Source organism: Algoriphagus ornithinivorans, from assembly GCF_900115305.1.
Taxonomy (GTDB): Bacteria; Bacteroidota; Bacteroidia; order Cytophagales; family Cyclobacteriaceae; genus Algoriphagus; species Algoriphagus ornithinivorans.
This window is the reverse complement of the sequence record NZ_FOVW01000003.1, coordinates 273,002-297,932: the sequence shown is the minus strand read 5'-3', so window position 1 is coordinate 297,932 and position 24,931 is coordinate 273,002. Positions and strand designations below refer to the sequence as shown.

Below are 24,931 nucleotides of genomic sequence, written 5' to 3'. Positions count from 1 at the left end.
GATGGGCAATTTTAAACGGCGAAGGTACTCAATTATAGCCTGAAGTACCAGAACTACTCCAATAACCTGAGGACTCCCTGTCTGGTTTCCAGAATTGGATATTTTCCTGAATTAAACTGTCAATTCCAATAAATTTCCTTCAGGATCTGATATTACAGACTCATAATATCCATCGCCTGTAGTTCTGGGTCCATCCAAAATCGGAATGCCCTCAGATTTGAAGAATCGGGTCATTTCATCCACCTTTTCTTTGGAGCCCAAAGAAATTGCTATATGGGCATAGCCTGAATATATTTTTGATCCTTCTGCTCTGCTTTCCAGATCTTGTCTATTCATCAGCTCCAGTCTTGCACCATTGGGGAATTTCAGAAAATATGAACTGAAACCTTTTTTTGGATTGATATAAAGCTCTCCTGCTTCAAGGCTCAGGTAATGGCAATACCAATTTTTCATACTCTCCAGATTCTCTACCCAAATGGCTATATGCTCTATTTTCATCTGGTTAAAATTTGTTTTTTAGAGGTCATCCCGATGACTTTCGGGAGGAATGCCCAGAATAATTATCCCCCTCCCGAAACAAGTTCGGGACAAGTTGTGTGAGTTTTTTCCTAATTGGCATTTCATATCATTTACCATTCTCTTCCCACTGGAATCACTTTCCAGTTTTGATCAAAATAAGGGGTCTTTTCATAAAACCAGCGATAGATTCTTCTCGCATTTTTAGCGAAGTCAGGGTCTTCTGATTTTTTTGTCTCAAATTCAGTTTTGAGCTTTGGATCTTTTGCTAGCATTTGAATAATCAAAGGCTCCATGATGTAGGATTCTATATATTCAGTTTGGCTGAATACGGAATTGAAATATCCCCATTGAAAAAAGCTGTCCACGGATTCCTCTTCCAATAAAATTACTGCCAGTTCTCCCAAAGCTTGGTCAGTTTTGACTCTTATGGAGCCTGGAAGGAAAGTTTGCGTTCGGTAGATTTTTTCTGAAGAAAATTCCTGTACTCTCATTAAGCCTTCATAGGGCTGGCTGCCCATTTTAAAGTCCATTACTTTGGAGTATTCTAGCCTGATATCTTTTGGCTCACTCAAGATTTCCATTTCAATCCCGTGTAGCTGCAATTTTTCAATGACCTCTGACCACTCTGAGGAAATCCAATAAGCTTTGGGAATAGGGACGGTTTGCACAGGTACGTCCATCAAAAGGGTAGGGACTTCCTGAGTGATAGCCTTACCCTCCCATACCACATATTCGGATCCAGTTAGGGTAGATTTTTCTTTTCTGGATGCTATCCCTTTGAATTGCATGGTGTCGGCTGGGTTCTCCCTAAATTTGAATTTCACATCAAGGGATTCCTTTGCTTGATTTTGATCTAATGCAACCGCTTTTTTAACTGCGTCAAAATGCTTAGCCATGGTCAAAATCGCTTGTTCCATAAATACATATGTTCCCAAAACCCGTTGTCTGAATGGCTTCAGAGAATGATTTTCTATTAATATAGAAGGAAGATGACGAGCATCTCCATAGGTATGAGAAAATCTGGGGCTAAAGGAAAAGGCTACATTTCCGGAGGAAAAATCATCCCCATTGGCAGCGAATAGAAGAGGACCTGGAATATGCCCCTTGCTACTCAAAGCAGCATCGACTTCTTTCTGAAATGTATTAGCTAAAAACTGACTGATAGCAGGAGAATATCCTCCTGTCTTTACGAAACCGTAAGTGATGTCATATTGATAGTCTGCTCCATCAGTGACATGCACGTCCACATATAAATCCGGCTCATATTCATTGATCACTTCTATGACGGCCTTAACTCCAGCAGTTTCGATTTTGGTAAAATCCCGATTGAGGTTGAGGTTTTTGGCATTGGTTCTCCATCCCATTTCTACCGGCCCTCTTTGATTGACACGGCCATAGGGGCTTCTTCTTTCATGCCCATCCACATTGAGAATGGGGATAAAAAGAATATTGGCCTGATCCAATAAGTGACCTTTTTCACCGTGGATGATATCCCGAAGCAACATCATGCCGGCATCTTTTCCATCGATCTCTCCGGCATGGATTCCCCCGTGGAAAAATATCAGTGGTTTCTCTTCCTTTTTTAACCTTTCTCCGTCAAAAAATTGATTTTTGGAAGCGATGAGTATCCAAATATCTCTTCCCTGTTCACTTTTGCCCAGGCTTTTGAGTTGGATATAAGGACTGGAGTCAGCTATTTTTTTGATCCAAAGGTAGGTTTCCTCATAAGTTGGAGATTCTTTCAAGTCGCTTGCTTCCCCCGGTGTGATCCAAGGATGACCTTTTGCTACCATGAGGGCTTCCGATTTTCCTTTCCAGGGCAAAAGTGGAGGCATTACATCTTGAGCGTAAGTGAAAATTGGTAAAAGGATCAGAAGGAGTAGGGCTTTTTTCATCATTACATACAATATAGAGGCAAAATAAAAGCTCAAATCGAATTATCCGATTTGAGCTTTACAGAATGGTCTAAATATCTTTTGAATCAGGATTTGTACATTAAATCATAGTATTCTTTCGCCATTCTATTACTTTCAAAAAAGCCGATGACATCTTTCATGCCTTTTTGAACTAAAGCTCTCCAGCCTTCTGGATTATCGTAATAAAGCGGAAGAATTTCTTTTTCCAGCACCTCATAGAGCTTATTCAAATCGTATTCGTCTTGTTCTTCCACATGCATGGATGCATAGTTAGATGGAGGAACGATGAAGCTGTTTTTTCCATGCTCTGCAAATTCACATATCCATCCGTCAAAAGTGGAAAGATTTACCCCTCCATTCATGGATGCGGTCATTCCGGAAGTGCCGGAAGCTTCTCTCGGCACTCGTGGATTGTTCAGCCAAATATCAGATGCCTGCTTGAGACGCTTGCTCAGAGTCAACTCATAGCCTGTGCACACCGCCATATTAGAATATTGCTTGCTCAAATGAACCAGTTGGTTGAAGACAGAAATGGCATTGTAATCTAATGGATAAGGTTTACCTGCCCAGATTATCTGAATTGGATATTTCGAATTGCGCATCAATGCATCAAATCGGCGGATATCTCTGGTGATCAATTCGGCTCTCTTATAGCTTGCAAATCTTCTGGCCCAAACGATAGTCAGTACTTTCGGGTTCATGAGTTTACCCGTCTGATCCGCTACGATATCGAATGCTCTTTTCTTCAAAAACTGTTTTCTGTCTTCAAAAAGAGCCACATCATCCTGCTCCATGTAATGATAGAGTTGCTTATCCGCCCAGTATTTGAAGTTTTGGGAATTGGTGATGTGGGTGATTTCCGGAATGTTTTTGTAGGATTTCCACATTTGCCTACTGACTTTTCCATGGAGTTCGGAGACTCCATTGGCTTTTCTGGCGAATCGAAGCGCTGCCAAGGAGTGATTGAAAACATCACCTTCCATCCCGGTCAGCTTTTTCACTTCATCCACAGAGTATCCGTTGAAAAAGCTCATTTTATTCAGTAGATGAATATCGTGTTTTTCATTTCCGGCCTCCTCTGGGGTATGTGTGGTGAAGACCAGACGTTTTTGAACTTCCTTTTTGCTGCCAAATTTTCTCATAAGATGAAAAACTGCACTTACCCCGTGGGCTTCATTCAAATGGTATACATCCGGATTGAAATTGAGAATATCCAACAATTTGGCTCCGCCTATACCTAATAGCAAACACTGCGCAATCTTGGCAGCCGTGTCGGAGTCATATAATTTATGAGTGATGGTCTGACTGAGATAGTCATTTTCAGGAAGATCTGTGCTCAAAAGAAATAATGGGGCAGACTTGAAAGTATCCGGAGCCAAGTAGAAAGCCTTGACCCAAACTGGCACATCATGAACCGTTACCTGAAACTTGATCCCTGTATCCTCCAAGAAGCTGTAGGTCTTCTCGTACCACTCCGGCTTAAGTGTTTGGTCATGATGCCTCGTCTGATCGTAATAGCCGTATTTCCAAAGGATTCCGATCCCGATTAAGTTTTGCCCCAGTTCATAGGCACTTCTGAGATGTGAGCCTGAAAGGAATCCCAAGCCACCTGAATAGATTTTTAAAGGTTGGTGAATGGCAAATTCCATGGAGAAATAGGCCACTTTTTCAGAATAATCTGAGGATATCGAATAGGGTACTTTATAGTTTTTAAAATCTGTCATAGTTGTCTGAATAAGAGCGCCTAATTTATGGGAAAAGAAATCGCTTTTAAGCAGAATTTTGAGGAATGTATCAGGAAAATTTAATGCAACCGGTTGAAATCGAGCTTGAAGGTGATATTAAAAAATCAAGTGGATTATCATGGGCCTAGTTGTTATGTAAAGCAAGATTCTCTGATCATTTCCTTGATTTTAACCGAGAAGTTGGTTTGCTCTTAATTGAAAGCCGATATTATTTTCATCATTCTAAAGCCAAAAACTTTTAGCTGAGTTCACGAAATTATTAAGAGGAGAAATCGTTGAAGTAAGATAAAAATACTGTCCTGCTGATTTTTTTAAAATAAAATACCGTTATAGACACAAAATATATCTCAAACAGTATAAAGAATAACTTAGCTATTTTATTATAGATTCTTTAAAAGCTGATAAAAGTCATCTTTTTAGCCAATTCTCGTCAAGTTTTAATCCAATCGCTGAACCTACTTTTGGATCAACAAACAAGTTCACTAACCCTTTAATGCGATGGAAAGGCTTACAAAATACATACTGTTGACGCTGATCGTGGGAGTACTCCAAATACAAGTTGGATACGCTCAGCAACAGTTGTTTACAATCAAAAATTCAGCAGAGGTAAAAGTTTCCGGCACTTCTACAATTCATGATTGGGATATGGTAACCGAAGGTCCTTTACAAGGCCAGGCATCCATAAACCTATTGAGTGGAAAGCTGGAAGGAATTCAAAGTTTGACGATAAAAGTTCCTGTGAAATCCCTGAAAAGCGGAAAGAGCTCTATGGATAAAAATGCTTATGAAGCTCTTAAAGCAGAGCAGTTTCAGTCAGTTGATTTTCAATTAATCAGTCTGGACGAAATTCAGAGCAACTACCTGATGGCCACCGGAAAACTCAGTATAGCAGGAGTTAGTCAGACTGTAAAAATGAAGGTCAATTACCAGGTAAATGGAAATTCTGTCCTTTTCTCCGGTAATCTTCCGATCACCTTTACTCAATTCAAACTTAGTCCACCGACTGCTGTATTCAACACCATCAAAACCGGTAACGATTTACAGATTTCTTACAAAGCGATTTACGAACAAAAAAATTAACCCTTATCTCAATTGATTATGAAAAAGCACTTAACCTGGTTTGGCACATTGGCGATAGTTCTCATGGCGCTGAGCCCTTTGGCAACAAATGCACAAGAAAAAACCGAGTTACAATATTTTAGATCCAATGATAAAGAAGGTCTAAATGTATTTGAAACTCCAAAAGAAGCGAAAGGTACCTTTGATAAGGTAAGAGTTTTCGTTGGAGGTGATTTTGCACTCCAATTTCAGACCATTAATAACTACAACAATCTCAATAATTTGGTGGAATTGGGTTCTAATTTCAACCTTCCTTCTGCCAACCTAAACATCAACACCCAATTAGCTGATGGTATGAGATTACATTTGAGAACCTATCTTTCTTCTAAGCACCATAACGAAGCTTGGGTAAAAGGTGGTCATCTTCAAATCGATAAATTGGATTTCATCAGACCTGGTTTTATGGAAGGTTTTATGAGTGTCGCAACCATAACTGTTGGTCTGGATGAGTTCAACTATGGGGATGCTCACTTTAGAAGATCTGATAATGCCCGAGTGATTTACAATCCTTTCATCGGAAACTATATAATGGACTCATTTTCCACTGAGGCTTTCGGAGAAATAACCATTCAAAATAATGGGTTTATCGGAGTCATTGGTCTTACCAATGGTAAACTCAATCAAAATGTGATTGTCAATGATAACTCTGACAATAAGGCTTCTTTCTACGGAAAATTGGGTTTTGATAAGCAATTGAGTGATGATTTACGACTAAGATTAACAGGTTCTTGGTACTTGAATAATGGTACTACCACAGGTACTTGGCTGTACGGTGGGGACAGAGCCGGTTCTAGATACTACGGAGTTATGCAGGCTTTAGAGGGAAATGCAAGTGATTTCGAGGGAAGATTTAATCCAAGATTCAAGCAAATGACCGCAATGCAGTTCAACCCTTTCATCAAGTATAGAGGCTTGGAATTCTTCGGGATCTATGAAGTGGTTAACAACTCTCCAGACCAAGGAGATGGTCAATTCACTCAAGTAGCTGCAGAAACACTCTACAGATTTGGAACCACTGAGCAGTTTTACCTTGGGCTCAGATGGAACTCAGTGAATGGTAATGCAAATAGCACTGCTCCTGATACCAAGATTACTAGATTGAATTTAGGTGGAGGTTGGTTTATGACTAAGAATGTGCTTCTAAAATTAGAATATGTAAATCAAGAGTATAAGGACGGTTTTGCTCCGGATAGCAAATACTTTGAAGGTCGCTTCAAAGGTGTGAACTTGGAAGCTGCTATTAGTTTCTAATCCAGAAACTAAACCACCCCAATCGGCCCTGGAAACGGGGCCGATTTTAAAGTTTTACAGCTATGAAATTGAGCAAGTCGGAGCCCTCACACACTGGTATGACTTTCAAGTACGCGAGATTCCATCTGACCTTTAAAAAACAAATTGTAAACAGATGAAAAAGATATTCACTTCCCTTCTTATTTTATTCATTTCTTTTGGTTTCAGCCTAAAAGAAAAAGAAGATATCACACATTGGAAGGTATCTAAGGAAAGTGTGGTTGAAATTTTAGGTAAAACCAATGTCAATCAATTCGAATGTGCAGCTTTAGGTTATCAGGGGAATGATATATTAATTGAAACGCTTTCTCCCGAAAAGCACATTGCTCACTGGTCTGGAGAAATTGTGTTGAATTCAACCAATTTCAATTGCTACAACAAGTTGATGACCAAAGATTTTCATGAAACTGTCAGAGCAGAAGAACATCCTGAAATAAGAGTAAGGTTTTTAGATCTTGTTCGAACTAATCCCAACACCCCCTCTGAAAGTCTCAAAGGGAATGTTGAAATTACTCTTGCAGGTGTGTGTAGAAGATTTCCGATTTCCTGTCAATTACAAATCAAGCAAAACGGAAAAACCACACTCAGCGGAAAGCAAACAGTTACTTTTTCAGACTTCTCAATTAATCCGCCTGTTAAGTTTTTTGGTACTGTGAAGGTTCAGAACGAAATCCAAGTCCAGTTCGGGTTGGTATTGGAGCAAATTTAAATTAGGCCATAAAAGCTGCTAATCCATTGGCATCCGGCTTATTTTTCACTTGACAGGTATCATCAAGAATCATGGTTTCTCCATTTGCAACCTGATATGCCGGCCAATTTGGAAGGCCTCCTCCATTTGGGTTCCCTGTTTTCATAAAGGCTAGCAAAGCAGAAGACATCTTATCAGACAAGGCTCTTGGTCTGGCTCCTCCTCCAGTATGCGTGTACATGCGGTCGGTATTCTGATACCAGAAACAGATATCTATGCAGTGAAATGCCTTCATGCGTCCATCATAAAGATTGGGTTCCCAGCCAAACCAGGCTAAATAGACAGGCGCAGATTGGGAGGATTTCGCAGTAGAAGTGTTGATAGCACCCTGACGGTTGGATAGGATCATGGCCCAAAGATCTGCCGGAGATGCATTTGGAAAATCCTTTGCATAAGCAGCATAAATAGCATCAGATTGTTCACCAAATCTACCTTTTAGCTGCTCCACTACCCCGGCTTTATCTATTTTTTCCAGTTCGGCATTGGTTCGGGTTGGGTTCCATTCATGGAATGTGGTACAAACCATCAAAGGCATGTTGGCTGCATGGCCTGAAGTTTCTGAAAAGAACTCACCTTTCGGAATATGCACTCCGTCAGCAACAGGACCAAAGCCGCCTCGGAAGCCGGGCTGAGGGTTATCTTTCCGCATTCGAACTAAAGCACGATTTGCGATATCTAAATATTCTCTCCACGAGATTTCCTGAATTTGATCCAGCGTAGCAGGCGTTAGTTTTGCCTCCTCCATGACATAGCGACCCAAAGTCTGCGCATATTCTTTGTCATTAGCTTGAAGCATGCTGCCACTGAGCGCAACGCCTTTATGTACCATACCTTCGGAAGCTGGCATGGCCATGGTGCAGGTTACTTTCGCACCTCCTCCGGATTGCCCCATGATGGTGACATTTCCAGGGTCCCCACCAAAATTGGAAATATTTGTTTTTACCCAGTTCAAAGCCGCAATGATATCCAACATGCCAACATTTCCTGAGTCTTTATATTTATCGCCTCCTACACTGGATAAATCTGTGAACCCAATTGGTCCCAACCGGTGATTAATAGATACGAAGACGATATCTCCGTTTTTGGCGAAATTTTCCCCATGGTAGCCATCCTGCTCAATTCCATTTCCATTGGTAAATCCACCTCCGTGAAGCCAAACCATCACTGGGCGCTTTTTCCCATCAGCGATTCCATTGGACCATACATTTAGGCGCAAACAGTCTTCGCTGACATCGTCATAGTTCCAATGATCCGCAAAAGAGTAGTGGACATTTGCATAGCGATTATCCATAATCTGAGGAGCGGTGTTTCCCCACCAAATAGTAGGTTTGACATCAGTCCAGGGCTCAGGTTTTTTGGGAGCCATAAATCGGTTTTTTCCAGCAGTGTCTGCTCCATAGGGTATCCCCAAGTAGGTAAATACTCCCTTCAGGATATAGCCTCGTACTTTTCCTGAGTCGGTATTGGCGATTGCTATATTATCTCCAATTTGGAGAAACTGATCATCCGAAGCCGCTTTCGGGGCGGAAGAAAGTGCATGTGCTTGTGAAGCGAATGGGATGGAAGCAGCGAGTGTTCCGGCGCCAACTTTCTTAAAAAAATCTCTTCTGTTGGTTTTCATAGGTAAGGGAATTTATGGTTTATTGTTTCATTATGACAAAATAGAAAAAGAAATTGAAAATCAATACATAAAGCCAAAAATCCAGAGAGGTAGACTTTTTCCTGCCGGGAATTCCAAATCGTCTTTTACCAGAAAATGTTTATCACTGAGCAGTTGATTTCGAGTTTTACTTTTTCCACCGACTTCAAAATGATATTCTTGATTTACCAAAAAATCAACTGAAGGTGAATAATTTAATCGATGATTTACTTTTACCTGACTTTGAAAAAATATTTCCCTAACTGTCCCTTTTTCAGGTTTAATTTCAGCCAAGGCATAGAGATAGTTGGTGTTGTTTAAAAAAATTTTTTCAGGCTTCTGAAGCGTTGATATACTGATTCCTGCGGGATATTGGAGATCAATTAGGCGTGCTTCTGCTAAATAGCTAAGATATAGTGAAAGTGAATTTCGATGTATGGCGGTCTTCTCGGCAAGCGAACTTAAGTTAGGTTTGAAGGGTACCTGTTGTGAAATAATATAAAGCAGTTGAAGCAATTTTTTACCGTTTCTGATGTCAAAGCCTTTTATTTCTGCCATGTCATATTCCACAATTGTTCTGATCATTTGCCTCAATTTCTGATAATAAAGCTCCTTATTTTCTCCTGAAAAAGGGAAATAGCCAGTAGTCAAATAATCATTAAAATAGGAGAGAGGTTTGAAATCGTCGGGAAATAGCTGTCTAATATCTCCTTCTGGGAAAAGTATTTGATCCATTTTGAGGAGAGGAAGAGCTAGCTTTTGTTTAATTTTCAAGTATTCACGAAAGGAAAGTCCATGTAGCTCATACATGATCGCTCGCCTGCTAATATCCCCTTCCTGTTTGCTGATATCAATAATCGAAGATCCAGAAAAAATAATCTGAAGGTCTGGGTAGCGATCATGTAAATTTTTAAGCTCTCGAGACCAACTTGGATATTTATGAACTTCATCCAATGCCAATACTTTACCACCTGTTTGGTAAAAAGTCTTTGCAGTTTGAAGAAGGTTATTTTCCAAAAAATACAATTCGTCCAATGAAAAATAAGCAACGAGCAGTCCTTCGCTTTTTTTCTTTTTAAGGTATTGGAGAATTAAAGTAGTTTTTCCTGTTCCTCTAGCCCCTTTGATACCAATCAGTTTTTCATCCCAAGCAATCTGGTCTTTTAAATATCGTTCAAATTCAAGGCTTGTATTATTGATTAGTGAATGGGATATTTCAAGTAATTCATCCATTTTGCACATTCATTTGTGCAAAAATACAAAAAAATGCACAATCAAATGTGTAAAAATGCTTTTTTCACTTCTCCGCTCCTGAGTAAAAAAGCCGACCCCATTTTCAGGAGTCGGCTTTCAGCTATTGATTTCAGCCTTCAGAATTTATATTTCATCCTTTCCCTACTGTCCAACCAAGAAAATTGCATTGCTCAATACTAATTTTCCGGATTCCCAGAAACCACGGAAAATAGGATTATCCACGAAGTAAACAATCTCTCCACGACCTTGCCTTTCCGAACCGATAGCTAAGGATCCTCCCATTGTGGATTTGATTTTATAGCCTATGTAGCCTGTTCTGTAGGAATCATTGGAGCTGATTTTTCCTGCATTTACTCCGTCTAGTAAGTAGGCAAACTTATTGGAGTTGTTTTTCAATGCGTAAAATTTACCCTGCGTACCAAATCCTAGAGGATGCGTTACATCCATATCAACTTGGTAAATTGCTCCAGCAGCTCCGCCTGAGATTGCCAAACGTTCTCCCTCCTGATAAGGCTCTAATCGTTCTTTTCTAGCCAGGGTGTCAGCTGTTTTTTCGGCAGCTTTTTTCTCCTCATCGCTATCGAAAGTTTTCAGAGAAAAACCTTCTTTGTTTGCAAAAAGATTTACTGCACCCTCTATGGCAATAACTTTTCCACCTGCGCGAACCCACTCCATGACTTTATCCTGAGCTGCTTTATTCAGTCCTCCGCCCCACATGGATGGGAGAATGATTACATTGTATTTGCTTAGGTCATATCTGGCCATGTTGTCCAATTCCAAGTTTGAAAGTGGATAGTTCAAGTCCTTTTCGAAGAAATGCCAAAGCTCACCGTAGTTCAGAGAAGAAGTCCCAGCTCCTCCCACCAATGCAACTTTTGGGGCCTGGATAATCCGGATATTAGGTGAACCAAAGTCCTTGCCTTCTTCCATGTAACCAGTCATGGTTGTTTCAAGGGAGATACCAAATTGATTGGCAATTCCCGTAACTTTTTTATCAAAATCAGCGACATATTCATTACCTCCTTTGGTGATTAGCAGAGTGCCGGCTGGGAAGCTTTTTCCTTCTGTTTTGAAAGGGAATTCAGGATATTTTACTCGTATGCCTTCTCTTAAAAGTGCTGCAAGAAAAGCGGCATCTCTTGTTCCTTCCCATTTAGCGATATAAGCTACTGGCGTTTTACCTGGGACATTTTCTGCAAAACTTACTTTCTCATAAGCACCGGCCGGGTCAAGTCTGCTTTCTAAAGCGTAGGCTTTCAAATTATAGGCATATGGTAAAGCCCATGAGGTAATATCGTAAGTTATGCTATCATTCAGTTGAGGATTTGGCTCGAAAAATACCTGTGCCAAAACTGATTTAGGTTGATAGGCCGAGATGACAATGTCTTTGTCAGAGGTGCTGAAAGCTGCACTTTTTCCGCTTTGATATTCGAAACCTCTCAAACCTGATTTACTTCCTGCCTTTCCATACTGGATTCCATTTTTATCCAATAGCTCCAATAACTTGGCAATTTGTGCAGGGTTGCTTTCTCCTTTGATAACAAAGCTTTTGTATTTACCCTTTGGATTAGTAGAGTTCTCTTTGTAAAACTTGGCAAACTGCTCCAGAAGTTTTGAAGCATTCTGGCTGGTTACTTCAGCGGCTGACATTGCAGCGGTATAATGTCCTTCGATTCTGTAACTCAGCGTTACTGTATCTCCTACGGCATTGAAACCGCCTCGGCCAGCCTGACCTCCTCCACCTTGCTCTATGGTCATTCCTATTGCTCCGTTAAACATCGGGTAAGAATCACCATAAGATGGATAGAGTAAATCAAATCGCTCTTTGGTAAAATAAAATCTACCCATATCATCGAAATACTTGGCAGTATTTCTTCCGAAAATATCCTGGAACTCATGTTGCCAAGCAGTCAATTGCTCATGCAACGGTTCAGCCGCAGGAGCCATGTAGAAAGGATTATTGATGCCTTGCTCATGAAAGTCCAAATGCAAATGTGGCATCCACTGCTGATACATTTTCAGTCTTGCCTGAGATTCAACCTGCACCTGCCATGCCCAGTCTCTGTTGAGGTCAAAAAGATAATGATTTGCTCTTCCTCCCGGCCAAGGCTCGTTGTGCTCCACGGATTGTAAATCTGGCTGCAGTATGGTATTCATTTTTTGGTTGTACCACATCGCATAGCGATCTCGACCATCGGGATTAATAGCCGGATCAATGATGATAACCTGATTTTTCAGCCATTCCTGGGATTTTGCATTAGTAGGATTAGCGAGTGTATGAAAAGCTGAAATTGCCGCTTCCATTCCTACAGATTCATTTCCATGCACATTGAAAGACATCCAATTTATTGGGATAGCTGTAGAGGGAGTTCCTTCTATCAAACCTGCTCTTTTGAGGTTGTCTATACGGATTTGCTCCAGGTTAGCCATGTTTTCAGGGCTGGAAAGGATAGCCATGATCAGCGGACGCTTTTCATTGGTTTCTCCATATTGGATGAGTTTGACATTGGGATTATTAGCGGCAACGTGTTCGAAGTAGTCCACCATGCGGTGATGGGGAGTGAATCGGTCACCGGGCTTGTAGCCTAGAAACTGCTCAGGTGTTGGGATTTGCGCTTGCGCGAAAGTCCAGCAAACCAAGCTGAAAAGGGTGAAGAGTAGTCGTTTTTGCATAAGAGATAATTTCATTGAATGCCGAATTTAAGGCTTAAAGCCAAAGAGATAAAACCAGCAATGGAAAAGCGTAAAAAAAGCTATTTGGAAAAGTATACCAAATAGTCAAGTACCATGAAAATCGTAAATTATACTTTCGATTTTCATGGTAAAATGCCTTCATAAAGAAATAAAAAAAGCACATTATCGAATCGACATTGTGCTTTGTGAGTGGGATCTAAGGGTTCCGATAGCTATCGAGGACGAACCCATGACCTTTGCTCTGTCAAAGGATCGCTATAAACTAACTGAGCTAAGATCCCAAATTATTATGCGAGGATAGGAAACCTTCGAGGTTTTTAAAATCTCAAAGGTTTAAGCGAACCCTTCCCTCAAATACATCGCCGTGTAATTTTCATCTTCTTTAGCTAAATCCTCCGGAGTTCCCGCAAAAGTCAAATGCCCACCTTTGTTTCCTCCCTCAGGTCCCAAATCGATCACCCAATCGGCAGAACGAATGACCTCGGTATTATGCTCAATGATGATTACAGAGTGACCCTGATCGATTAAGGCATTAATAGAGTGCAAGAGCTTGCTGATGTCGTGGAAATGAAGCCCGGTTGTGGGTTCGTCGAAAATGAACAGCACATGATCTCCTGACTTGGTCCCGCCTTTGCCCAAGAATGAGGCTAGTTTCACCCGCTGGGCTTCTCCTCCAGACAAGGTATTGGAGCTTTGGCCCATCCCGATGTAGCCCAACCCCACTTCTTGCAGAGGCTGTAGTCGATTGATGATCTGGGTTTTTCCTTTGAAGAATTCCAAAGCCTCATCAATGGTCATATCCAAGACTTCTGAAATATCCTTGTCTTTGTATTTGACGTCGAGAATCTCATTTTTGAAACGCTTGCCTTTACAGGATTCGCAAGTAAGATGGATGTCCGCCATAAACTGCATCTCTACTGTAGTGACCCCTTCACCGGCACAGTTTTCACATCTTCCTCCGTCCACATTGAAAGAGAAAAATGCCGGTTTGTAGCCTCGCTGCTTGGACACAGGCTGTTCCGAAAATAAGGTTCGGATGGCATCATAGGCCTTGACATAGGTCACTGGGTTGGAGCGGGAGGATTTCCCTATCGGATTTTGATCCACAAACTCGATTTGGGTGATTTTCTTGAAATCACCTTCAATCTTGTCATACTTCCCGCTTTCATCTATGACTGTACCCAGCATTTTTCCTAGAGCAGGATACAATACCTTTTTGATCAGAGTAGATTTTCCAGAGCCGGAAACTCCCGTGACTACTGTCAGGGTATTCAGTGGAAACTTTACCGTCAGGTTTTTCAGGTTATTTTCTCTGGCACCTATTACTGTGATGGAATCCTTCCACTTCCGGTTTCCATTTTTCTGGAAGATTTTTTCTTCTCCTCTCAGGTATCGGGCCGTATGTGTTTGACCCGAAGAGATTAATTCTGCAATTGGACCTTGAAACAATAATTCACCTCCATTCACTCCTGCATCCGGGCCAATATCTATGATTTGATCCGCGGCTTTCATCACTTTGTCTTCATGCTCGACCACGATTACCGTATTCCCCATATCCCGGAGAGACTTCAAAACTCCTACTAATCTGTCTGTGTCTCGGGGATGAAGTCCAATACTAGGCTCATCCAAAATATACATAGAACCTACCAAGGCCGATCCAAGTGATGTGGCCAGCTTAATCCTTTGGTATTCCCCTCCTGATAGTGTGGAGGTAAGTCGGTTCAAAGTCAAATAGCCTAAACCTACCTGATCCATAAACTCCAAGCGGCTGACGATTTCTTTTAGAAGTCTATTGGCAACCTTCGCTTCATGTGGAGCTAATTCCAATTGATTGAAAAATCCTAAAGCCTCGTCAATTGGCATTAATACCAAATCGGTGATGGATTTTTCATTGATTTTCACATAGGATGCATCTTTGCGAAGCCTAGTGCCACGGCATTCAGGACAGGTAGTTCTTCCCCTGAACCTGGAAAGCATCACCCTATATTGGATCTTATGAGTTTTGGTTTCTAAGTCTTTGAAAAATGCGTCTAAACCTTTGAAATACTTATTTCCAGTCCATAGTAAAGCCTGCTCTTTTTCTGTCAAGTCCTCATAGGCTCTATGGATGGGAAAATCAAACTCAATTCCTTTTTTCAAGAGTGGTTCCAACCATGAGCGGGAAGATTCTCCTCTCCATGGAGCAATAGCTCCTTCGTAGACAGACATGGTTTTATCCGGAATTACAAGGTCCGGATCTATCCCTAATACATTTCCGAATCCTTCGCAGCGTTTACAGGCTCCGTAAGGATTGTTGAATGAGAAAAAGTTTACAGAAGGCAATTCGAAGCTCATTCCGTCCAATTCGAAGCGGTCTGAAAATGCTTTGGTTTCTTTGCCAGGGATAGTGATTTTACAGTCGCCATGGCCTTCGAAAAGTGCGGTCTGGATGGAGTCTGCAATTCTGAACTGGTTGTCTTCGTCATCCTTTCGTACAGCTGCACGATCTATCAGAATTTCATAATCGCCTTTGGGTACTTTCTTTTCTTCTAAAAGTTCTTCTACAAAATAGGCTTCACCGTCAATCAGAATTCGGGTATAGCCTTTTTGTAACAAAAGCTCCAACTCCTGCTCAACCTTTCTGCCTCTTGCTACTTGAAGAGGGCAAGAGATCATCACTTTCTCTCCCTCATCGAAGGATAAAATGTAATCTACAATATCAGTGACAGTATGATGTTTTACTTCCTTTCCAGAGATCGGGGAGAAAGTCTTCCCAACGCGCGCAAATAATAATTTAAGGTAATCGTAGATTTCAGTGGTTGTCCCTACTGTGGAGCGAGGGTTTTTGGTGCTTACTTTTTGCTGTATTGCAATGGCCGGAGCTACGCCTTTTATGTATTCTACTTCCGGTTTTTCCATCCGTCCCAAAAACTGCCGGGCATACGAGCTCAAGCTCTCCACATACATACGCTGACCTTCGGCAAAAAGAGTGTCAAAGGCGAGTGAGGATTTGCCGGAACCTGAAAGGCCGGTAACCACGACAAATTTATTTCTGGGTATGGCAACGCTCAGATTTTTTAGGTTGTTAACCCTTGCATTTTTGATAATAATATATTCTTTGGGATCGAGCGAATCGATATTTTTTTGCTCAAGAGTAGTGCTCAAAGTCATAGTCGGCAAGTTACAAATCAAACCCAAAAAGACCTCAGAAAGAAAGAAGATTGGGGATAATGAAAAAAGATAACAAGGATTAAGGCAAAGAGGTTTGGATTGCGATTTTTAAATAAAAGCAAGTCAATTATTTCTTATCATTTGAGTGGTCCAAATAACTTCTAAGTTTTTTTTCATTTTATTCCACATGAAATTTCGCGATCAAATTTTAACTAATTTGATTTTTTTTGTACTATTAGAAGGTTTGGTAACGAATTTATCGTATCTTTTTTTTCCATATTCAAAACTCAATAAGTGATATTCAATTTTTTTAATGGCTGATTTTCAATACACTATTTTAGATAAAGTCAGGGAAAACTCAAGATATATTGTCTACAAAGCGAATCGCTTGGCTGATTCTGCTCATGTGACTATTCAAACTTTTCGCTCGGCCTATCCGACATTCAGAGATTTGAATCATCTGAAGCAGGAATATTCCATATTATCAAAGCTTTCTCATCCCAATATCGTACAGCAAATCGGGATAGAACATTTGGAGAATCTACCCATTCTAGTCAATGAAGATGTTTCAGGCGAAACTTTAGCAGAATACCTTAAAAAGGGTCGTCCGGATTTAATTGTTTTTTTGAAAATAGCCATGGGAATCACCCGGGCTGTTCATTATTTGCATAGCAAAAATATCATCCATAAAAACATCAATCCTTCCAATATCCTGGTGGATCGAAGTGGAGATGTGAAAATATGGGGCTTTGATTATGCGATAGAGCGAGGAAGAGATCTTAATTATTCCAATGTAAGCGAAGCTATAGAGCTGGGTTTGCACTATGTTTCCCCGGAACAAACGGGTAGGATGAACCGACCCATTGATCACCGGACAGATCTATATTCGGTTGGGGCTGTATTGTATGAAATGCTCACTGGGCAGACCTTGTTTCCTTTCACGGATCCAATGGAACTGATGCATGCGCATTTGGCGATGGTGCCAGAACCACCTCAAAAAATCAGGTCTTCCATTCCAGAGGTGATCGGAAATATTGTTCTCAAACTCCTAAAGAAAAACACTAGCGATCGTTACCAAAGCAGTGCTGGACTTTTGCATGATTTACAGCAATGCCTGGATCGTTTGCTTGATATCAATGAAATCACTGATTTTGAGCTTGGGACTCAGGATCATCTGGATCAATTTCAAATATCTTCCAAAATCTATGGAAGAGAAGAAGATTTGAAAAAGCTGAATGAGGCTTTTGAAACCATGAAAACCCAACGGGCAGAATTGGCTTTGGTTAGTGGATATTCAGGAGTCGGGAAATCGAGTTTTGTTAAAGAATTCCAGAAAATAATTGATGTCGGTGGAGGGTTTTTTATCTCTGGTAAGTTTGAGCAATACAAGAAAAACCCACCTTTAAGTTCTTTGTTGACAGCCCTACACGATTTGGTGGGGCAGATCCTTTTGAGAGGAGAAGAGCAGCAGAAATACTGGAAGCGGAATATTCTAAAAGCAGTGGGTAATTCTGGACAATTGATTCTGGAAATGATGCCGGAACTGGAGGAACTGATAGGACCTCAGCCTTCGCTTCCCGCACTTCCCATGAATGAGTCTAAAAACCGATTTGATCAGGTTTTCAATAGCTTCATTCGCTCATTTGCCAGTGAGGACCATCCTTTGTGTATTTTCTTAGATGATTTGCAATGGCTGGATAGCACCACGCGTCGGTGGGTAGAGTCCACTCTATTGGATCCCAGTTTGAGGCACTTGATGATTATCTGTGCTTATAGAGAGAACGAGGTTTCTCCTTCTCATCCGATGATGATGATGGTGGAGCGTCTTCGAACTGATCAAGTACCGATTTGTCATATTGATTTGCAGCCTTTAGATCAAAGCTCTGTTGAAGAAATCATCGCGGATTCCCTTTCTATTTCAAAACAGAAAAGTGAGGATTTGGCGAAAATTGTCTTCAGGAAAACACTCGGAAATCCCTTTTTTATCCGGCAATCGCTTTTGACGCTATACGAAGGGGGAGTTATTTTTCTATCTCAAAATAATAAAGAGTGGACCTACAATTCTGAAAAAGCTTTCCGGGTCAAAATCAGCGATAATGTGGTCGATCTGATGGCTGAGTTGTTTTTGAGATTGCCTCAGGAAGTTCAGACCACTTTGAAATATGCCTCTTGTATCGGAAATACTTTTTCCATCGAAATTTTAAGTGGACTGATCGATATATCGGAGGAAGAATTGGATATGCAGCTAAAACTTGCCGAGAAGCTCTGTATCATTGAAAACCTCAACTCGAAAGAGCGCTCCGGGGAAGATGATTACGGCTTCCAGCATGACAAGATCCAGCAAGCAGCCCTCGCTTTAATGTCTTCCAGTGAAAAGCAAAAAATCCGACTCAATATTGCTAAAAGTATCCGGTCTAAAATAGAAAATGTCGCCCATTCAGACATGATCTACACCATTACGGATCACTTTAATTTTGCTGAAAAACTGATTAAAGACGAAGCCTTATTACATGATTTGGTCAAACTCAATATCGCAGCCAGTATCCGTGCCAAACAAGCAAACGCATACGAATCAGGACTAGGTTATATTCAGCAGGCCATGAATCTGGTGGAGACCAAAAATTTGCAACTTTCTCAGGAGACTTTACGGGATTTGAACCTGCAGCGGGCTGAGTCTGAATACTTGGCGGGGAACCCTCAAGGGGTGGTTGAATTTTTTGATGAGGCGCTAAAGCATAGCAGTGACTTGGTGGACAAAGCGAAGGTGACTATTCGAAAAATCCAATTCTATAACAATATCCGCGATTTTCATGCTGCTTATGCTGCCTGTAAAGAAGTTACCGCAGAGTTGGGTGTCTCTATTCCTGGATCTTTTTCTCCTCCGAGTCTCGCTATAGAGTTCGTGAAATACAAGGTTTTGATTGGTAATAAGCCTCTAGATGAGGTTATCAATCTACCTGAAATGGAAGATGAAAAACTAAAAATTGCGATCCTCCTAATGGCAGCAGCAGGACAGTCTGCTTTTCAAATCAAACCTGAGCTTTGTGTCCTTGTTTGCGCCATCATGGTGAATTTGTGCTTGAAGCATGGAAATACCGATGGAGGTTTTATCGGGTTTTTAGGTTTTGGACCTGTGTTTCACAGTGGGATTTTGGGATTGAGAACGACTGGTTATCAAATTGGTCAGCTCACTTTGGCACTGATCGATAAGTACCAAAATCTTGGAGCAAGAGCGGAGGCCTATTTTGTCACCGGATACTTTGCCATTCCTTGGCGTAAACCTGCCAAGGAAATGGAGGAATATTGGCAGCAAGCTTATGAGGCTGGTTTGGAAGTGGGAGATTTATTTCACGCCAGTTGTGCCAGTTGCGGGATTTCTCAAAGTTACCTGATGCGCGGTGTTCGCTTCGATGCGGTTTTGGAGGCTTGTCAGGCACACTTGGATTTTTTGAGGAGATACCAGATTGAGGAGGGTGTATTGACGATTATGGCGATTGTTCAGACCATCAAAAATCTGAAAGGACAAACGAGTGGAATAGATTCTTACGATGATGATCAATTCCAGGAGGAGGATTACGTGCTTCGACTCGAAGGCTTCAATTCCCGTCATTTTGCCCATTTTTATTTTATCAACAAAATGCAATCTCTGTATTTATGGGAATCTTATGAAAAGGCCTATGAGATAGCTCTTCAGTCAGATGTTTATCTCAAGGATTCACCTGGGATGCTTCACACAGCAGAGCACTTTTTTTATAAGGGGCTGATTATTTCAGTATTACTGCCTCAATTTTCTGGATTAGATCGAATCAAAAAAATACGGGAGTTGTCGTCCATTGTGAGCAAATTCAAGAAGTATACTGAACATTGTCCTTCGAATTTTAGCCATAAATACCATCTGCTGGCAGGAGAGCTTGCTCTAATAAAAGGAGGGGTGGACCAAGCCGAACAGGAATATTACAAAGCATTGGAGGAGGCCGAAAAATTTGAATACCTCCAAATTCAAGCCTTGGTGAATCGACGGCTGTTTGAATTGCACTTAGCCACAGAGAAGAAAAAACTTGCAGCCATTCACCTCAGTGACGCAGCTTATCTCTATGAGTATTTGGGAGCGAATGGAATCGCAGAATTGATGAAATCCAAAAAGAGCTCTACAAAATTTTCAAATTTGGAATTTCGCTTTGCTTCTATTTCTCAGGAGAAAGGGAAGGATCGCCAATATTCCAATCAGGATTTGGATCTGAAATCAGTGATGAAGTCTGCAGAAGCTATTTCCAAGGAAATCAAACTAAAGGATCTTCTGACCACTTTGATGAAGATCATTATTGAAAACGCCGGTGCCCAGCGGATGGTTTTGATAGTGAAAAATGAGCATGATCTGATGGTTCAGTCTGAGGCTTGCACCAAGTATCCAAACCCAAATCTCTTTGAAAATCTTTCACTAAAAGAGTATGAAGAAATAGCCAAAGAAGTGGTTTATCAGGTTGCCAAAAGCAAGGAAAGTATCATCCTTGATCAGGCTTTTTCAGACTCTCGATTTGGGGGAGATCCTTATGTGGCCAAAGAAAAGTTGAAGTCCTTGCTGGTTTTGCCGCTTTTGAAACAAGGGGAACTGACTGGGATCATATATTTGGAAAATAACCTGATCGACGGGGCATTTACCGAGGAGCGGCTCAATCTCATCAATTTGCTTTCTAGCCAAATGGCAATTTCATTGGAAAATGCACTGCTCTACCAAAACATGGAGGAAAAAGTGCAGCTGAGAACCAAACAGTTGAATGAGGAAAAGGAAAAGTCAGATGAGCTTTTACTCAATATTCTACCACCTGAGATAGCCAGTGAGCTCAAAAACAATGGTAAATCAAAGGCTAGGAATTTTGATCAAGTAAGCGTGATGTTTACCGATATCGTCAACTTTTCAAGAATTTGCGAGACGCTCTCTGCTGAAGAATTGGTGTCAGAGCTGAATTATTTTTACAGTGAGTTTGACCGAATTGTAGAAAAATACGGGATAGAAAAAATCAAAACTGTTGGTGATAGCTATATGTGCGCCAGTGGACTAAATATGTCTAGGCAGTTTGATCCTAAGAAAATTGTATTGGCCGCCTTTGAGATCAATGATTTTATCCTAAAACATGCTGAAAAAAATCGATCTGACGGGAAACCTAGCATAGGAATGAGAATCGGTATTCATACTGGGCCGGTGATTGCAGGGATAGTTGGGCTGAAAAAATTCGCCTATGACATCTGGGGGGATACTGTCAATGTGGCTTCCAGAATGGAAACTTCCGGAGAGCCTGGAAAGGTCAATATCAGTGGAGATACCTACGAGCTAGTTAAGAATTCTTTTAACTGTACTCCCAGAGGGAAAATCGAAGTCAAAAATAAGGGCTTTGTAGAAATGTATTTTGTTGATTCCATAGTTTGATCCATTGCGTTTTTTGGTGGGTCTTTTAGTTAATATTTTGTTCATTTTAAACCTTAACACGTATGAGTTACCTGTCCTATCCCAGGATTAATTTTACTGGTCGATACTTTACTGACCCATCGACTGTCAACAATGATCCTACTCACTATGAGGAAGATAATGATACTCCTTCTCCTTGGCAAAGCCCAAATGGACTTCACCGATTCATTCTTCAAAACTGTCAAATCGTCTCCACGATCGGAGAAAAAGGAGAGGTTTCAGATCCTCTGGTTAATTTGCCATTTGAGACAACTGACAAACCTTCTGCAGCTAAGATTGCAGATATCGATGTATACCAACAGGGCGTTCCCACCATATTTGGGATGCAAATCAATATTCCCTTTCCAAATGGAGTAAATCTCACAGGAACAGTGGATCCAGCAGTATTGAATCAATTGTGGTGGGTGGCCGTACTAGCCACAAGAAGTTGGGAGGATTCCGATTATATGATGGATAGTTTTGGTGGGGATATGAATGCCTGTGGCGTTTTCCAAACCATCATCCGAGTTCCGCAGGCGAGCTGGCCAAGTGATGATCAATCAGCTGTTTTAGCCTCCTTAAAAAGTCGAACTCTATTAGAAAATGGCGAGTACCTTATTTCTTTCCGATTTGTTGTAGATGGCTATCGCAATGTACCTGAAGATGCCGAATACCAAACCGGTAGAATTACAGGCACCTTAGGCCCTGTATATCCAAATGAACCACTTTATAATCCCGGAGCGAGGATGCTTCTGGGTAGAGCTACAGACAAAAGCCAACCCTGGAATTGGCCGATGTTTAACTGTTGCCCATTCAGAGTGGACGAAGAAAGAAAGCTTCTGATAATTGATTTGGCAAATGGTATCTGCAGGAAAAGGGCTGGAGGTCCTCCTGTAGACTTGGGGAATGTCACTGCCTATCTGAACCCAAGTGTTGGAGACCCCATATCACTTGGAAATGTGGATTATTCGGAACTCTGCTTTAATCTCTATTCTCATATCGTGGAGATCCCTTTGACAGATAATCAACTTCAGGTGGCCTTGACCTCTTCATTAAGCCTTGAGGCCTCGAGGACGGATATTGGGGCAAAACAAATCTTTGCAGAAGATATTTCTCAAACCAATATTGAGGTCGAAGTAAGGCCAATGCGGATTTCGGGAACTCCGGGAAATAAAAGTACCACCCGAGTATATGTCAGTAATCTAGGGAAACCTTTGGCGAATAAACAACTGGAGGTAGATATTATCAGTGTGCATGGGAATACACCAGGTGCCACGGTGCCGCCTTCCAATCCAGGGAATACCCCACAGGCATTTGGGGCAATTGAAGCAAATATCACTCCGACAGATGATAAGGGATTTGCCACCGTAACAGTCACTGTACTAAAAGATCCAGGTTACAGAACTTCCCAATTGGATGGGCAACTTTATTTTATCAACCTTCTTGACCCATCTAAACCTGTGCCTTTATCCACTCCTCAGAATGCGATGATTTCTTGTTTGGCATGGTCTGAGTATTCAGTTAACCCTAACCCAACTTGGGAAGAGGTGCAAAAAATATTTGCCGGATATGTAAAGCTATATCCAGGAATGACTGAAAAAATCAATTTATGTGACTTCAATTCCTTTCAAACCTTTTCTCTAAATCCTCCTTTTGGATTTTACCAGGCACCGCCCCTGCCAAATGGGATCAAAAAAGGTGCAATTCCATTCTTTTTAAGTCGAGACGTCACTGACCCCAGGTATATGCCTGTAACCAGAGATCTTTCTCCAGAAAAGCGAGATACGGTTCTCAATTTTATCAAAAACATGCAAAGCGGTAACCCTAATCCATCCAACTCATGAAAAATAAACTAGTCCTATATATATTTAGCGTGCTCTTTTCATCGGTCTGGATGGCTTGCTCTTCCTCCGACAAAGGAGAGGGAAATGAAGCTGAAAATAATTCGCTTATATCAGAAGTAGCTATGGATCCCAATGCCCAAGCTGGGGCATTACCTTATACGATAGAATTTGAAGAACAGAATTTCCCGGGAAAAGCTCCTTTGCCGAGACTTCAATCATTTGGTAGTGCAGTCAATCAGGCCGGGGAAATCTTTATGGTGGGAGGCAGAAGGCAAGGCCTCCATACTTTTGACCCATTTCCGGCTCATAACTTTGTGAAGGATAGTGCCAATAATTTCCTTTTTGTAATCGATCCTTCCACGGGAGACCAGTGGTCCTTTAATGTCAAACAGCTTAGCGCTGAGTTTTCCGCACCATTGCAGGCCACCAATCTACAAACTTACCATGATAAGGAAACAGACTACATGTATGTTGTAGGCGGATATGGTTGGAAAGCAGATAGCTCTGATATGGTGACTTTTGGGTCTGTCATCCAGTTCCAACTTGAAGCAATCACCAAGGCGATAAAGGGCGGTGCCTCTGCGCAGGATATCCAAGGCTTGATGAAAATCGGTAAAGACGATAGATTGGCTATCACAGGTGGTGTATTAAGCAAATCCGGAGAGACTTTTCAGTTAATTTTCGGCCAGCGCTTTGATGGACAATATCGGGCATTTGGAGGGACTGATTTTAAGCAGAAATACAGTAATCAAATCAGGAATTTCAGATTAAACCCACAAAATTTATCCATATCGGCCTATGGGGCAGAGACCAATTCAGGTTGGGATCAACCATTTCATAGAAGGGATGGGAATATCATTGAAAGTGTAGATCCAAAAAGTGGAGCTCAAATCATGACAGCACTCGGGGGCGTTTTCAAACCTGGAATTATTGGCGGTTATGATTATCCTATCTTTATTTCAGGTCCAAGCAATGTGTCTATGGACTCTACGGTTCATCAGAAATTCAGTCAATATGAATGCCCAGTGATTACGATTTACAACCCAAATTCACAGGACACCTCAGTCTATCATACCATGTTTGGGGGTATCAGTTTGTTCTACTATAACCAGACTCCATCCCAAAAAGCCGCTTTTGATAAAGTAACTGCCCAGGGAAGAAATGACGGTCTTCCGTTTATCTCTGATATTTCTGTTTTTCAAAGAAATGCTACGGGTCAGTACCAAGAATATATTTTACCCAATCCCATTCCAAATAATAGATTACTGGGTTCCAGCACCAATTTTATTCCCAATCGGGCATTGGTCGGACAGGGATTGGCTTTTGAAAATGGGGTGCTTGATTTGAGTAAAGTAGCGGCCAATGACAAAGTTTTGGTAGGGTATATTTTCGGGGGAATAGAAGCTGCTCAGCCATTACCCTTAGTACCAAATGAAGGAACCAGCGTTTCAAATTCGCTCTTTGCAGTGTATGTGACCAATTCCTCCAGTGCTGCTATTCCTGCTGCTTTGGCGATCAAGGCACGAACCGGACCTCCCTTGACGGAGCGGCCGAGATAAACTTTTTGGAT

The 24,931-nt window shown here is 41.3% G+C and carries 13 protein-coding genes; 6 read left to right on the top strand and 7 right to left on the bottom strand.

What is annotated here, in order from left to right; all coding sequences use genetic code 11:
* Positions 1–111: 111 nt before the first annotated feature.
* The 3 genes from BM073_RS05590 to glgP all read right to left on the bottom strand — a co-directional run bounded on the left by BM073_RS05590 (position 112) and on the right by glgP (position 4,159).
* On the bottom strand, positions 112–498 hold the full coding sequence (locus BM073_RS05590) for a VOC family protein (RefSeq protein ID WP_091651622.1): 387 nt from the start codon (positions 496–498) through the stop codon (positions 112–114).
* Between the two features lie 131 nt (positions 499–629).
* Positions 630–2,417: a M14 family metallopeptidase gene (locus tag BM073_RS05585; RefSeq protein ID WP_091651620.1), complete on the bottom strand. Its 1,788-nt coding sequence runs from the start codon at positions 2,415–2,417 to the stop codon at positions 630–632.
* 83 nt (positions 2,418–2,500) lie between these two features.
* Entirely contained in the window at positions 2,501–4,159 is a 1,659-nt protein-coding gene (glgP, locus tag BM073_RS05580; protein ID WP_091651617.1) for an alpha-glucan family phosphorylase, read from the bottom strand.
* 519 nt (positions 4,160–4,678) lie between these two features.
* Between glgP and BM073_RS05575 the strand changes: the two genes are divergently transcribed.
* The 3 genes from BM073_RS05575 (at position 4,679) to BM073_RS05565 (ending at position 7,298) form a co-directional block, all read left to right on the top strand.
* Positions 4,679–5,260, top strand: coding sequence for a YceI family protein (locus BM073_RS05575; RefSeq protein ID WP_091651615.1), 582 nt, complete (start codon positions 4,679–4,681; stop codon positions 5,258–5,260).
* Positions 5,261–5,278: 18 nt separating this feature from the next.
* Positions 5,279–6,550, top strand: a complete 1,272-nt coding sequence (locus BM073_RS05570; RefSeq protein ID WP_091651612.1) for a hypothetical protein — start codon at positions 5,279–5,281, stop codon at positions 6,548–6,550.
* A 154-nt stretch (positions 6,551–6,704) separates the two neighbouring features.
* Positions 6,705–7,298 carry a YceI family protein gene (locus tag BM073_RS05565; RefSeq protein WP_091651610.1) on the top strand — a complete coding sequence of 198 codons (594 nt, stop codon included), beginning with the start codon at positions 6,705–6,707 and terminating at the stop codon, positions 7,296–7,298.
* Between the two features lies 1 nt (position 7,299).
* Here BM073_RS05565 and BM073_RS05560 read toward each other — a convergent pair whose 3' ends face one another.
* The 4 genes from BM073_RS05560 to uvrA form a co-directional block, all read right to left on the bottom strand.
* Positions 7,300–8,958 carry a carboxylesterase/lipase family protein gene (locus BM073_RS05560; RefSeq protein ID WP_091651607.1) on the bottom strand — a complete coding sequence of 553 codons (1,659 nt, stop codon included), beginning with the start codon at positions 8,956–8,958 and terminating at the stop codon, positions 7,300–7,302.
* Positions 8,959–9,018: 60 nt separating this feature from the next.
* Positions 9,019–10,209 carry an ATP-binding protein gene (locus BM073_RS05555; RefSeq protein WP_175557853.1) on the bottom strand — a complete coding sequence of 397 codons (1,191 nt, stop codon included), beginning with the start codon at positions 10,207–10,209 and terminating at the stop codon, positions 9,019–9,021.
* Positions 10,210–10,371: 162 nt separating this feature from the next.
* A complete protein-coding gene (locus BM073_RS05550) occupies positions 10,372–12,903 on the bottom strand; it encodes a M14 family metallopeptidase (RefSeq protein WP_091652021.1) in 2,532 nt (843 codons plus the stop codon).
* A 354-nt stretch (positions 12,904–13,257) separates the two neighbouring features.
* Positions 13,258–16,074 (bottom strand): excinuclease ABC subunit UvrA, encoded by a 2,817-nt coding sequence (gene uvrA / locus BM073_RS05545; RefSeq protein ID WP_091651602.1) that lies wholly within the window; start codon positions 16,072–16,074, stop codon positions 13,258–13,260.
* Positions 16,075–16,387: 313 nt separating this feature from the next.
* Here uvrA and BM073_RS05540 point away from each other — a divergent pair, with 313 nt between their 5' ends.
* From BM073_RS05540 to BM073_RS05530, 3 genes are all read left to right on the top strand, one after another.
* Positions 16,388–21,499: an adenylate/guanylate cyclase domain-containing protein gene (locus BM073_RS05540; protein ID WP_091651598.1), complete on the top strand. Its 5,112-nt coding sequence runs from the start codon at positions 16,388–16,390 to the stop codon at positions 21,497–21,499.
* A 62-nt stretch (positions 21,500–21,561) separates the two neighbouring features.
* Positions 21,562–23,361 (top strand): hypothetical protein, encoded by a 1,800-nt coding sequence (locus BM073_RS05535; protein ID WP_091651593.1) that lies wholly within the window; start codon positions 21,562–21,564, stop codon positions 23,359–23,361.
* Positions 23,358–24,920 (top strand): hypothetical protein, encoded by a 1,563-nt coding sequence (locus BM073_RS05530; protein ID WP_139217447.1) that lies wholly within the window; start codon positions 23,358–23,360, stop codon positions 24,918–24,920. The genes BM073_RS05535 and BM073_RS05530 overlap by 4 nt, the downstream gene beginning before the upstream one ends.
* The last annotated feature ends 11 nt before the right edge of the window (positions 24,921–24,931 follow it).